The sequence below is a fragment of the Candidatus Ichthyocystis hellenicum genome (assembly GCF_001460935.1).
Lineage (GTDB): Bacteria > Pseudomonadota > Gammaproteobacteria > Burkholderiales > 2013Ark19i > Ichthyocystis > Ichthyocystis hellenicum.
Genome location: NZ_LN906597.1, coordinates 258,521 through 272,493 on the forward strand (window position 1 = coordinate 258,521; position 13,973 = coordinate 272,493).

Sequence of the window (13,973 nt, forward strand, 5' to 3'; positions counted from 1 at the left end):
CTAACTACAAGCAACTGAAAATACTAGACTGTATCATTACAAAGATGTTTGACTAAATTTTATTAAGCTCATAATCGCCAGGTTATTATCCTTAGTGCCTTTGAGACTCGTGGTAAAGACCACGATCTCATTTGCTTACAGCTCCAGCGATTTCTTCTTAATTACGACACCGACACACAGAATAACAAATTAGTTACATTGAATATAAAAATATAGTAGTTAAACATTAAATTTTTTAGATATTTTTGGGGATGAATTTTATGGTGACAATTATTCTCCATCATCTTTACCCACATACTATAAAAACTGTATCTTCGATAAACATACTAATGTAAGTACGAAATGCAAAAAATTATCAACGTCAGTAAAATCGATTTACTAAGTAGTATATTGTCAATATCACCGAGCAAAAACAAAGACGACATTTATGAAGTTATATTAAAAAACCCAATAATTACTAGCGTCAATAAAACAGAAAGACATCTTCTGAGTGCACAGTCTTTGTATATGAAAAATTATTGATTGTACCCAACAAAAAAATAATCACACCTTGCTTTCTGTTTCTATATTTTCCAATTTTATCTGCTATGGCATTAGCAGCATCTGCATAGTAATTTACGAAAAAAATAACGTATTTCCCGTTATCTTTATGTCGGTCTCAGTCATTACTTTCTTATTAGCACTTGCTAGTTTCATATTGATGTCAATTAAAACCTGTGGCAAAAACATTTTGTCGTAGAAAAAGATGTCTTGGCATTGAAATTGAATAGGCAAGTATGTACAATTGGGAGATGCACTTAAAGCTTTTAAGTTTGTAATAAATTATTTTATAGAAAAAAACTAACCCAAATGATAGTATCAACATATCAATATTGCTGTTCTTATAAAACTCAAAAAAGTAAACTTAACTGAATATTAATCTTTTTAAATTAAGAAGCTTACGACAAATCTATATTTTCTGAGCATAATAGAAATAAATTTTCGTGCCATAATTACGATAAGGCAGGAACTATCGACAAGCTTTGCTCTTTATAAGCTTTGCTCTTTATAAGAATGGAGAAGCAATATTAACGGCAGTACTAAGCACCACCTATATTGAATTTTAACTACAAACAACTCACACCAATATTCATAGAAAGCATTATCGATATATTGTATTTTCATAAGTATTGAGCAAAAATACATATAAATTACAATTCAATATAGATACACTGGCATCATATTATTATGATTTGTTGAGTCGAATTATTTATGTCTAAAGTTTTTTCACCCATGACATTGGAAAAGCTGTCATTTAATGCGTTGTTTGACTTCAGCACTGGTAGCGCAAAACCAATTGAGCAATCAATTGAGCAATTAAGTCACCTAAAAAACAAAGAAATTATTTCAGCGGGTATACTTGTAAACCGCAAAAGATTTGGGGATGAAGAATCCAGGTCTGCTCTGAGTAATTTTTGTGGTATTGATTTGTTACAAATACAACAGAATGATTGCACGAATAATTTAGGAGGTATCTTGTCGCGATTGTGGTTAGCATCCCTGCGCATGAAAGTCATCAAAATTGAAAATGAATGTAAGAATATCTTAAAAAGTATCCCCTCATCGCATAAGTATAATAGCGCCCATCCCATATGCCAAATTATTCGAGCAGAAAATGTTTTAGAAAGCTTCTATGAAAGAAAACATGAAGTTTTATCCCTTGCATTGCCTCCAACAGGTTTTTTATGTCCAAAAGTGCCTTCACAAGAGAAAAATTGCTATTACTATGATCCTTTGTTTTTTTTGGAGTTATATCATTACCCAGATTACCTGAATCACGAAAATTGCTCAAATTACCGAAAGGTTGATCCCATCCATCTTCCACCCATCCATCTTCCACGTATGATTGATTCATTTGATACTATTAGGCATACGATTGGTTTATCATGTACAAAAATATATGTAGCTTCATTTCAATCGATTGATATTTTGGAAAAAAATCGCAGCTATATAAGAAAGCAAATATATCACTTAGTTAATGCATCATTTTATCAAATGAAGTACTATTCTGGTTTAGTGGGAAAAAGGATCAATAGAAGATCGAAAATAAGCAGTTGCTATTCACGTGTAAATGGATCGAAACTAAGGCGATTGGAAAGAAAAGCCGAAAGATCACCCAATCCCAGATTGAATAAAAAAATAGAATGGTTGCGTAAATCCTTAGTTGACCCTAGGAAAGAGGAATTTGTTGCAGCGTCGTTGGATGCTATAGTGGCCCTAAAGGATATAATTAAATGTGCTCTCATATTAAAAAGAATAATTACTCCTATGCTAGATTTAATAGAAAATTACTAGTTTGTCCCTTGAGCAATTTCCACTGATGATTTGTAACGCTGTTAATACTGTTTCCGCTATTTTGCCACCTAACAATATTGCCGAACAACTTCACATACTATATATCCATAAGATATGAGTAAAAACATAATCAATAAAATACTCTCTCTAAATAATTTATAAACATAGCAATTAATTTTCAAAAAATTGACTACACAGCTATTAACATAATAGTGATCTCTTCATGAATCAAAGTTTTTTTATATAAAAGGCAAATAAATATTGTTAAAATTTACTACAGAAAAAATAGCATTTTATCTGCCCCTTTTTCCTGCCACAAAAGAACTATAATACAGAGACTACCTTTGCTACTATAATATATAGCTAAATAATTTTTGTCATTGTTACAACTAAATAAGTATTAATTATTAGCACATATGATCTTTATTCGTATGTTATACATAGAGTTCGAAAAAATTATTAAGAGTAATATATCAATTTGAAAAAAATAATAGTATCAGCATTGCTGCTTTAAACACATGGAAACATACCGTAGCCACGGTTTCATTCTTGTATAACAACATTCTATATATAATTAAAAATATTGATTAATAGAACACAAAAAATGGAGCAATTATCACTAATCACCTTTAAGCGCATACCCTGGAAGCGATATTTTCACGCTAAATGCCGTAAGATAACATATGCACTGTAGGCAGTTATAACACTTTAATAGATACCTAATAAACCAAAAAGGCATAAACTAAATAATTAACTGTGTCTGACTATTATTATTTCATAATCTCTCCCGTATTTTTTCAACTACATTTAATTGATATAAAAAATTTGATAATTTAATCAACAATTTATGATTGATAAAAACCGTCGAATCATTAACTACCGAAAACTGAATACATTACTAAACAATCATGATCATCAGATGAAAAACTATCCTATCTAAGAAACTGTCGAATAAAAAGTTCATACTATTTATTATGATGGCAATGTAGCATGTCAGCATTATCTTCAATAGCTTAGTAAATTTATCATTCATACAAGGAAACGTAAGATGAACCCGATTTGTTGTACCACAGAACACGAACCGAATTTGATGCAGAATGGTCACAGTATCAACGACGATGAAAGCAATGTAACAGAAGTTATGTTGTCAAAATCACCTAGCAAGGGTAAAAATAATCTTTGTGAAGTTGTATGTGAATCTCCAACAACTACTAGTTCTAATAAAACAAGTAACTATCTTCTAAGCACAATTAAAAGCAAAACATTGCGTTTAAAAGAAAAACTTATTGATCTTAATTCACAAAAAAAACAGAATACCGGAACATTGTTCGTTATGGCTCTATGCTTTCTAGTTTTATCTGCTATGTCATTAGCCGCATCTATAGCTTCATCCTTTACTGAAGATAGTAATTATTTTCCCATTTTATTTATGTCCGCAGCCATCATTACTTTAGTCTTAGCAATTGCTAGTGGGGTAAGTTCCTGTGCAGATAAAAATGATGTCAGTTAACCCAGCAACAAAAGTATTTTGTCGTAGAAACAATTATCCGCACGTGAAATTTCAGATCAAAGCAACACCGCATTTAACACTGGTTTCTGTGTTTTGGATATCAAGTATTGACCTGCCGCAGGAACATAAAGAAGATAATTAGTTTTTTCTAAATGCTTCCGTGGCAGCTACGATAGATACGTCAACACCACTGCACTAGTATTGGTTTATATGGTCACGGAAACTAAGACTTAACACAATCGTTACACGAAAGTACAGGGCTATAAAAACTTACTCATTGTCCATTAAATCATATGGTTAATTATTGATAACCACCTAATAGGACTAATATAATCCACCAGGAAGTAAGATTGCAGTCCTGTTATTAGAATAATTAACCTACTAGATAATTTGTATACCTACTTCCGTCTGATATTTTCTTATGCCTAAATTAACAAATCGCCGATTGCAATTATATATATCCATATTATGACTCCGATGTTACAAATACGATTTCATCTTCGAAATCTGAAAATGATCAAAACACTCCCTGCGAATTGTCTCAACAAAACTATATATCAATGTTACTCTCGACAACTTACAATATATTTATGCGCTGCAATAATATTTACTAATACATAAAATAAAACATGTGATTCATATAAATCCATGCATAACAAGTAAATATGAGATAAGATTTTTTGTTATAATTGGTATCTATAACGAGATAAAATTAACGTTAGTAAGGACGTATTCGAAAATAACAGGGGCTAAGTAACTAGACAACAAGCACTGATTAACTTAGCATGGTAGATAAATCACTTGACACATAGGGTGACTTTTCCAGTGTTCATCATCTGTGAATTGTAAAGAATAATGCAATGTTGATGTGTTTATTATATCATGGCATTAAAAATAGTATGTTTCATCTACTTCGACTTAGAGTAAAAATACACGTTACATATCAATTTAATAATGCTAGAGTAACGCCAACATGCAACACTTAAGAGGAAATAATTGTTTTTAACTTCCGCATTTTACATTTAGCATGGCGGCTAAGTTTGCTGCGAATAAAATCTTGTGCTGTTTCAGGCAGAAGGGCTTTATTTGTACTTTAAGTTTAGATTTAAGTGTGTTTATTTTTAGTTTATTTACTCTAGACAAGTAATCGCCTATGAACAATGTTTGTGCATTCAAACCTTGCACCTTACTTGAGTTATCGATAAAAACTATCTTTGGAGTTAGTTGTGAGGAGTCCATTAGCCGTCTCAGACAACTTTCCACGAAAGAGATTATTGAAGCCGCAGTTTTAGTAAGAACTCCAAAAATGAGCCCTACCAAGTACGAGTCAGTATTAAACTTTGAAAGTAATAACATGCATCAGTTTTTTTACGAAGATTTTGGCAAGCTGTCTGAGAGTGACTACAAAAGACTTATCAACTACGATGAGCTTCGTGCATTATCGGAATGTAGTCGTATCATTGGTAAATTCATTAACAAACATGGAGATAATTTCTCAAAAAACCTACCCATAGATGATGAACACTGGAAAAGTCACCCTATGTGCCAAGTGATTTACAATAAAGAAGGCACAGACGCATCAAAAAGTTACTATGAAAAATTCTGTGAGAGAAGGTGTGAGATTTTATCACTTCCAGAATTAACAAGTAAGAGATGTAAGCATTCAAAAACTAAAAGGTCCGCAAGTCCGGAACCATCCATGAAAAAGTTTTCATGCTATTACGATCCGATGCGTTTTTTGAGCAAGAACTACCTTGACCATGAAAGAGATTACCCCTTTGGCATCATATTAGCCGAAACACAAACACGTGCTGCAATCCTGATGGAAAGTCTGGATGACACCATGTCTATTTTAAAAAGAAACAGTCGTTACCTGCAGAAACCGTTTCATACTATAGTCATGGCATCAAGTTTGCAATTAAGGCATTCAATTATGTCATTAAAAAAATCTCTTTCAGAAAGAAGTCGAACTTATAGAATGATAGGAAAATTTGCTGGGGTTTTTTATAAAGAACTAGGAAGCAAAGAAAGAGAACTGCAGCTTGTGGAATCATTGGCAGTTGTTGCTTGCGTGAGAGCCATTGACAGCAACGTCAGAGCAATAAAAGAAAAGATTATACCATTACTTGAGCGGAGCAATTTTGTCCAATTGGAGGACTTGGTAGAAATGTTCAGAAATAAAATATCGACGGGAAAAATCAGACGAGATGAAGTTAATTCGCTAAAATTATCTCTAGAAAAAACCTCTCACTTCTTAGGGAAAAAATGCCGTGCTATCATGGCAATAAAAAGGTCAAGGATAGAACAATTACTTAAAAAAATTGACCTAAAAGACCAAGACAGCTCAAATAAGGTATTTCTTGAACCTGTCTTTATAAATGGCATCAATGAGTCGGTAGAAAAAATGAGAAAAGAAATAGCAGAAATGGAAACTACCATAAAAGCTTTACCTAAAATAACAACTAAGAATAAAAATTAATTGCTATATGAATTTATTATTTTTAGGATTATGATTTGTGGCACTTGCTTTGCTCGTCATAGTAAAAACCAGACCTAATAATAACTACTTTTCTAACAAAATTATATTCTTCATGAAGTAGTTGAGCCTTTAATAACTTTCAATTACTATGCCTAGCTTGAATCACAACGACACAGTGTAATCCTAATAGCTATTGGAAAAATTATTATGCATAAAACTTTATCACCTCTAAGCCTAGAGGAATTAGCAATAGGAACCATATTTGGTATTAGCAAAAAAAAGTCTATAGAACAGCTAATGCATCTGTCGCACAAGGAAGCGATTGAACTTATTGTTACTTTAAATAACAATAGAGCTATGCGTACCAAATATGAATCCGCTTTGGGAGTCTGTAATAATACTCAGTTAACCCAAGTACGCCAAAATAATAGTAAACTCTTTTGCAATGATTTTAGAAATTTAGATAATTATCCAGAGCTTGTGTCCATAACATCACTTAAACATCACATAAACAAAATAATTAACGAGTACGATAACAATCTTTCAAAAACATTGCCTCCTAAGCATGAAAACAATAGTAATCACCCCATATGTCAATTGCTTTATACTGAGAATACGGTGGATATTATTAAAAATTACAGAGAAAAAAGAAATGAAATTTTGTCGCTTCCGCCTCCTCCAACAAACGAGCTACTGCCTGATTTGCAATCTCAAGAAAAAATTTCGTACTACTATGATCCGCTAATTTTTCTAGAGACACGTCGTTATTGCGATTACATTGGCCCTAGTTATCAATGTATGAACTTATTTATTGAAATTATTATTAATCCAATCCTTGAGTCTTCTTCAACAATATTTGTCTACTCACGTAATTTAATTAGTTCTTTAGCAAGATCACGCAAACACATAAGGAAGCAAACATATTACTTATTTATGGCACTACTATCACAAATAAAGACATATGCTTCTTCATTCCAGAAATTAGCTTATAAAAAGCTGTCAGAAAAAACAAGAAGATCGTCAGGATTAGACTCAAACTTAAATCTAGCTCCAATAAATGATGAGAAATCTATTCTAATGTCATTGCACATAGTAATATGCCTAAGAAATCTTATAAAATGCATTCATACATTAAAGAAAAAATTTTTTCCCATATTGGAGTTACACAATTATATACCAGCAGAAAACATAATCGGTGTATTTATAGATAAGGTAATAAAATTGAGCGCTGAAATTAAAACCGTCCATGAAATTATGACGACAGAAAAAAGAAATGCTAGTATTGTTAATGTGCTAGGAGAAGAGCCCTCTGCATGGATAATGGAAATAGAGAAAAGAGAATCAGATATATTGTTATCTAAAATTGAAATCGAAAAAATATCCTCCTTCTTAACAGCAAAATACCCTCCCCTTATAATGAGCAGAAAATTTGTAATAAGCTATTTACTGGATAAAATTAACTCAAACAGTAATACTAACAAATTAATAGAAGAACTAACAAAAGAAATAAAAGAAATGGAGCTATTTTTAGTAAAACTTACACCGAGCAAAGTGAAACATTTACAATAATTATTATCAATACCCATCTATGACTAATGAAAACCTAAAGACAAAATAGTTTTTACCGTTATTGTACCGCCACTTCAGCCACAGGATAATTGCTTATCCCCTCGCATTGTACAATTTCTTCATTAAATATTTATCAAAATTTACTATGATCAGTACATGCCATTTATGATACATAAAGATGGATGATTTCCTAAAACAATTCCATAGAGCAAATACAAGCCACTGAATCGTATGAACCAAATAACAATCATATTTCGTCCTCTTTACTTATAGCTTCTGACCATGTTAAATGAAAATTGCACTGTCTACACAGGACAACAAATAAACTTTACTAATAAATTTACACCTGTCATAATTGAAAGTGGCTTAAGCGTATTCTGTCCAATTATTATAGAATGTTATCCCGGCTAATTTTTAGAGATTAAATCTATGTCTGTGGCTATGTCACCCTTAAGCCTAGAGGAATTGGCAATAGGATCTGTTTTTGGTGTTAACAGAAAGGAATCTATTGAGCAATTAATGCACTTATCCCATAAAGAGACTATGGAACTTATTGTAGCCTTGAATCACAGCAAGGGAGGGCGGACTAAATACGAACCATCGTTAGGATGTTGTTATGGTGATCAATTAACCCAAATGTACCAAGTTAATGCTAACTTTTTCCATGAAAACTGCAAAAAAATAAGTAATTATCAAGAGCTCACAAGCCTAGCTTCATTGATGGATCATGTACACGTACTAATGAATGAATGTGAGAATATTTCCAAAACATTCCTATCTAAGAACAAGTATAGAAACACTCATCCCATATGCCAAACTATCAATACTAAAAATACCGGTGATATTATTAAAAATTACTACGAAAGAAGAAGTAGGATTTTGTCCCTTCCTTTTCCTCCAGCAGGTGGGCCTCCTCCCAAAATACCTTCACTAGAAGAAACTTCGTATTACTATGACCCGATAATATTTTTAGATGTTAGTCATTACCATGGAGATAGAAACAATTATCAATGTATGGAGCTATTCATTGAGGTCATTATTAGCCCAATAATTGAATCTTATTCAACAATACGTCTCCACTTACACAAATTTGTTAATGATTTAAAAAAAAAGAGCAAATATATAAGAAAAAAAATATATCGCTTGGTTACAGCTTTATTATTGCATATAAAATTCCATACTTCTTTTTTCCCAGCAATAGCCGAACGCAGATTATCAGCAAAAAGAACAAACGCAGAAAACATGCTAGATCTCAGAAAAGAGGAACTAATCCTAATGTCATTAGAGATAATAATTTGCCTAAGAAATTTTGTAGAACTCACCACTAACATTATAAATAAAACAATTACTCCCATGCTGGAATTGTGCAATTATATATCATTGGAAGATGCACTCGAAGCCTTTAAAATTAGAATTACGGGATTACGCAGTGATATTATATTTATCACTGCCGCCATGGAGAATAAAGATATGTTAGAAGAAAAAGAAGAACCTTTTTTGTTGGCAAGAAAAACTGTCGAAAAAAAGAAATCGTGCATATTGTTATCTAAAACTGAAATTATAAAGATAAAGTCCTTCCTTAAGAGAAGGTACCCTGACCTTATAATGCACAAAAAATTTGTAGTAAAGTACCTTCTGAAAAAAATTAAGAAAAATGACAGCACCGATGCATTAATAAGGGGATTAAGAAAAGAAATAGAAGAAATGGAACTATTTCTTGACACTTCTGAGCCTTATCCACATAAAAACTTCAAAAAATAAATGTTACTGCCAAATTTTAGTATCAAGCAAAAATTATCATCACTCCGATAAGCCATAAAGTGCCACATAGATTATAACTAATAATAGATAAGAATAATTAGGCCATATATAGTTAACTAATAGGATCTTCTATACAACTCGTTCATATATAGCCACAAATATATATATTACTATTGAGGAAAACAGATTAAGTAAAATCAGCGTAGCATTAGATGGAGCCACTGACTGGATATGAGTTGATCAATAATTTATGGACAAAATTTTATTGCCACCAACTTTGCAAGATCTATCGATTAAAACAATCTTTGGCGCTGAAAACAAGGCAGCCTTAGATCAGATCAAACAACTATCCATGAAAGAAATAATTGGCGCTGCAGTTCTTATTAAGATCAAAGAAGTTAATTTAGTTAAATATGAATCTGTTTTAGATTTAGAAATTGACGATAGGTCTGCTGATTATCGAAATAAATTATCTTATCATGACTGCAATGTAGATGAACTTTGTTACTTATCAGAGTGGAATAGCAGTGTCAACGACGTTATTAAGCTTCACCATCTTTTCTCAGAATACTCAGCCACAGAACATTCACACATATACAACAATCCAATGTATGACGTGATTTACAATAAAAATAGCACTAATATCATCAAAAATTACCATGAAAAAAGAGATGAAATTTTATCGCTTCCAGACATGCCAAGCTCAGTAGCGACAATAAACGATTCAATCAGAGATGAAGATTACCATGATCCGCTATATTTTAAGCAAGGTACTTATCCTAAAAATAACAACTCTATTAGTAATACCCTGATCTTTATCAATAATAATATTTCGTCAGCAACAAAGGCACTGGAAAAATCTATGTCTATTTTAGAAGAAAAATTTTTCCAATCTAACAAACAGGCATATATCCTAGCTAAAACATCAAGTATGGAACTTAATCACTATCTTTTAGTGTTAAAAGAATCGTTGATAAAAAGAGATGATTTATGTGACGAGTATATAAATTTTTTTTGCAGTATCAAAGAAAAAGAAATGTCCATCATTAGATCATTGGAAATAATTATGCTAATGAGAAAAGTAGATAGCAAGTTTAGAGGACTAAAAAATATTTCTTATATCATGAAAAGCATCAACTTTATGACCATGGAAGACAGAATAGAATCACTTAAAAGCAGAATATCAAGTAATTCAAAAACAGAGCACGATAAAATTCGGTTACTGACATCATCACTAAGCCTAACATCTTATTTATTAAAAAGAAAATATCACAATCTGATAACAAGAAAAAAAGCGAGAATAAAAAATCTACTTGAAAAAATTAACCTAAGCGAAGAATACAAATCAGATGAAAATTTTCTTGCCCCGACATTCATAGAGAGCATGAATATGTTACTAAAAAAAATTAGCCTAAGCAGAGAACCCAAATCGGATAAAAGAGATAAAGAGCTGCTCAACCATGATCTTGATAAAGCTAGTTATATACTTAAAAAAATCAGCCCCGATAATGAAGACAGAACGGATCAAAATCTTATTGAGCCAGTTTTTATAGAGAACATTCTTGAATCAGTAAAAAAAATGAGAACAGAAATAAAAGAAATGGAGATGACTCTAAGCACCTTAGATTGACAGTAAGCGCAAATAAAAATAAACCTAAGTTTAATCATAAAAGTAACCTTTAGGCATTTTTACAACCTCTATTACCCTATGCAGTCAGATTAAAGTATCCCGCTAGCAATCTCTTATATTATATATAGCATAGGAGCAATAATTTCTTCCAATACATGAATACATTTAATAAGCTTCCTCAAACAAACTATAGCGTCCAACGAAGCCTTAATTAATTTATCCTGTCTAGGATCCTGCGCATCACTTAATGTCTTTTCGATTAATTCCTTAATTTCAGGATTACACAACCTACCGTACTCTTCTTCTAGCTCTTTTATCTTCTTTTTTTTTAGACAATTTCTCTCAAAACTCATTATATTTCCTATAAAAAGTAATTTTTGTAATGAAGATGCATAGGTTTGAACCTGCAAAAACGATGCCATAAGAAGATGGTATACTGGCTTTCTTATTATTTCACGATTTTCTCTCAAAACATTGATTAACCTAAAAGAATTGCAATAAATATTAAGCGCAGAACAGCAAATATTATCAATAACAACATCTACAGAAAAATTAGTATGCAGTTGACTAGGATCAAGTGCTTCCTCTGAGGCCTTATAATGACGTACGTCTAAAAAAAACACCGGATCATAATAGTAATCAATTATCTCTTGTGATGGTAATTTAGGATTTAATCTATTGGTTGGGGGCAACGGAAGAGATAAAATCTCATGTTTTCTCCTATAGTAATTTTCAATAATACCTGAAGCATTTTCAGTAAAAATCACTTGGCATATAGGATGAGTATCTCTATATTTGTATTTCGAGTACAGACTTTTTGATATATTGTTGCCATGCCCTATCAGTTCACTAAATTGCTTGCTCAATGTCACATAAACATTATGCCTTGGGGATAGTGAACTAGCACGCACTGAATGAATACCTAAATTACTTGTGTGCCCAAAATTATTTGGCAGCATCTCTAAAGATTCTGTACCTAAAAAAACACTCAGAGCAAATCTGCATTCCCTATGCCAACTTTCCTTAGATTTTACAATCACATCAACTGCAACAACTTCTTTAACTCTTAGCTGACCTAATTGTTCAAGTGATGCCCTAATACCAGCATTAAACTCCAAAAAATCAGACTTCCTTAACCCATTACTAAATCCTAACGAAAATTCATCGCTGGTACCAGAGCATAAATCTAACAAAGTATTCTTCTTGATATCAGCACTAAATCCCAACAAGGCTGCTACCGATAATATCTCCAAAGAAATAGGAGGCAAAACTTCAGACACAAAAATACCTCTCTAACATGTTGCTACCTAATTATCCTAACAGCATCTACATCCATCCATAATCTTGGAGACAAAACAACCCATTCTCTAATAATAATCCGATTCACCACAAAACGAACAATTGCTTAATTATTGGCGCATTACAAAATGAGCAAAACAGTAACTGGAATGAAGAATTGCTTAATATATTATATCAATTTATCATTATTGATTACTTTATCATTTATATCTATGGAATAATTAACAATCCATACTACATTTAATAATCCATACTGTATTTGCATTAATGAAAAATAATCGAGGTAACGATCAAATCATTACTAGATAAATAAGCCATTGGTATTATTGTATCTTTAGCTAACAACAAAAATTAATACACCAAGTATTAATTTGCGCTAGGGAGTTTCAATATCAGCCAAACAGAATTAAATTCCAGTTAATTTTTTATCAATTACAAAAACAAAAAGACAAATAATTTAGTCAGAGTTATGATTTTCGTATCATTGGGTTAACACGAACTCAAACTGGTTAATGAATATGACAGTCTCTCAAAAATCATCTTACCTGAATACATAAGCTAATTTATTTATTATGATAATAATATAATCAAGTAATATTATTCGGCAGTAAGTACTTATTTATACAATTATGATGATGATTTAGAAAAACCTAGCAAATCTTGAGAAAAAATTTATCATCTAGCTGTATCATAATTATTGCAAAAAAATATTGCCCTTAATAATTATTTGCAAACTAGCATAAGACTATAATGATTAATATAAAGAGTATAAAATTTTCTAGATCATGCGCGAAAGGTAGCTCCTAATATCAATAACCAATAGATGCCTGAATTTGATCGAAAAAAAATTTATTAGATATGTGGTTACATTAAAAACCGATGATCTCATACTGAATGAATCTTAATACTAAGGATTTAGACAATCTCAGGAAAATTAATATAAAATAATTTTCCCTAAAAACCCAGTAAGTAAAAAGTATTTTTCATAATTGCAAATTAATAGTGAAGAACTTTACAATTAATATACCTTTATTGCTTTATTGCTTTATTGCTTTATTGCTTTATTGCTTTATTGCTTTATTGCTTTATTGCTTTATTGCTTTATTGCTTTATATTTATAACCCTTGGAAAAAAATAGTCTCAAAAAAACCTGGAGCAACATCATTGATCACACAGTAAAAATCAGCACTGTAGCAATCTAGGTATTTTGCTGCAGTAATCACCAAAGGAAAAGAAACTTTGTAATGTCTTGAGTAAAGCTCAAAAATAAAATTACTAATACCAACACAATAAGTAGTAATTGTTTAAGCAAAATAAAAGTTACAAATAAACTTATCTGCTAACTATAAAAATAAAGTCTAATAGATATACTGCTAATACTAGAAGATTAA

At 31.4% G+C, this 13,973-nt stretch carries 8 protein-coding genes; 7 read left to right on the plus strand and 1 reads right to left on the minus strand.

Annotated features, from left to right (window positions below):
• Nucleotides 1-1,251 precede the first annotated feature (1,251 nt).
• The 7 genes from Arg41_RS01220 to Arg41_RS01245 all read left to right on the plus strand — a co-directional run bounded on the left by Arg41_RS01220 (nucleotide 1,252) and on the right by Arg41_RS01245 (nucleotide 11,283).
• Nucleotides 1,252-2,334: a hypothetical protein gene (locus tag Arg41_RS01220; protein ID WP_092490422.1), complete on the plus strand. Its 1,083-nt coding sequence runs from the start codon at nucleotides 1,252-1,254 to the stop codon at nucleotides 2,332-2,334.
• A 1,048-nt stretch (nucleotides 2,335-3,382) separates the two neighbouring features.
• Nucleotides 3,383-3,844, plus strand: coding sequence for a hypothetical protein (locus tag Arg41_RS01225; protein WP_092490423.1), 462 nt, complete (start codon nucleotides 3,383-3,385; stop codon nucleotides 3,842-3,844).
• Nucleotides 3,831-3,986 carry a hypothetical protein gene (locus Arg41_RS08095; RefSeq protein WP_172792643.1) on the plus strand — a complete coding sequence of 52 codons (156 nt, stop codon included), beginning with the start codon at nucleotides 3,831-3,833 and terminating at the stop codon, nucleotides 3,984-3,986. Before Arg41_RS01225 ends, Arg41_RS08095 begins: the two co-directional genes overlap by 14 nt.
• Before the next feature lie 1,011 nt (nucleotides 3,987-4,997).
• A complete protein-coding gene (locus Arg41_RS01230; RefSeq protein ID WP_092490424.1) occupies nucleotides 4,998-6,323 on the plus strand; it encodes a hypothetical protein in 1,326 nt (441 codons plus the stop codon).
• Between the two features lie 207 nt (nucleotides 6,324-6,530).
• A complete protein-coding gene (locus tag Arg41_RS01235; protein WP_092342836.1) occupies nucleotides 6,531-7,892 on the plus strand; it encodes a hypothetical protein in 1,362 nt (453 codons plus the stop codon).
• Nucleotides 7,893-8,321: 429 nt separating this feature from the next.
• The gene (locus Arg41_RS01240; RefSeq protein ID WP_092486746.1) at nucleotides 8,322-9,653 is read left to right on the plus strand and encodes a hypothetical protein; all 1,332 of its coding nucleotides are present in this window, start codon (nucleotides 8,322-8,324) and stop codon (nucleotides 9,651-9,653) included.
• A gap of 250 nt (nucleotides 9,654-9,903) precedes the next feature.
• On the plus strand, nucleotides 9,904-11,283 hold the full coding sequence (locus Arg41_RS01245) for a hypothetical protein (RefSeq protein ID WP_092490425.1): 1,380 nt from the start codon (nucleotides 9,904-9,906) through the stop codon (nucleotides 11,281-11,283).
• Between the two features lie 113 nt (nucleotides 11,284-11,396).
• On the opposite strand, the gene Arg41_RS01250 is transcribed toward Arg41_RS01245, so the two are convergent.
• Nucleotides 11,397-12,563 carry a hypothetical protein gene (locus Arg41_RS01250; RefSeq protein ID WP_092490426.1) on the minus strand — a complete coding sequence of 389 codons (1,167 nt, stop codon included), beginning with the start codon at nucleotides 12,561-12,563 and terminating at the stop codon, nucleotides 11,397-11,399.
• Nucleotides 12,564-13,973: the final 1,410 nt, after the last annotated feature.

Bases quoted from the DNA above. Each gene is read 5' to 3' on its own strand.
- Arg41_RS01225 (WP_092490423.1), top strand. From the start codon at position 3,383: ATGAACCCGATTTGTTGTACCACAGAACACGAACCGAATTTGATGCAG.
- Arg41_RS01240 (WP_092486746.1), top strand. From the start codon at position 8,322: ATGTCTGTGGCTATGTCACCCTTAAGCCTAGAGGAATTGGCAATAGGA.
- Arg41_RS01235 (WP_092342836.1), top strand. From the start codon at position 6,531: ATGCATAAAACTTTATCACCTCTAAGCCTAGAGGAATTAGCAATAGGA.
- Arg41_RS01245 (WP_092490425.1), top strand. From the start codon at position 9,904: ATGGACAAAATTTTATTGCCACCAACTTTGCAAGATCTATCGATTAAA.
- Arg41_RS08095 (WP_172792643.1), top strand. From the start codon at position 3,831: ATGATGTCAGTTAACCCAGCAACAAAAGTATTTTGTCGTAGAAACAAT.
- Arg41_RS01220 (WP_092490422.1), top strand. From the start codon at position 1,252: ATGTCTAAAGTTTTTTCACCCATGACATTGGAAAAGCTGTCATTTAAT.
- Arg41_RS01230 (WP_092490424.1), top strand. From the start codon at position 4,998: ATGAACAATGTTTGTGCATTCAAACCTTGCACCTTACTTGAGTTATCG.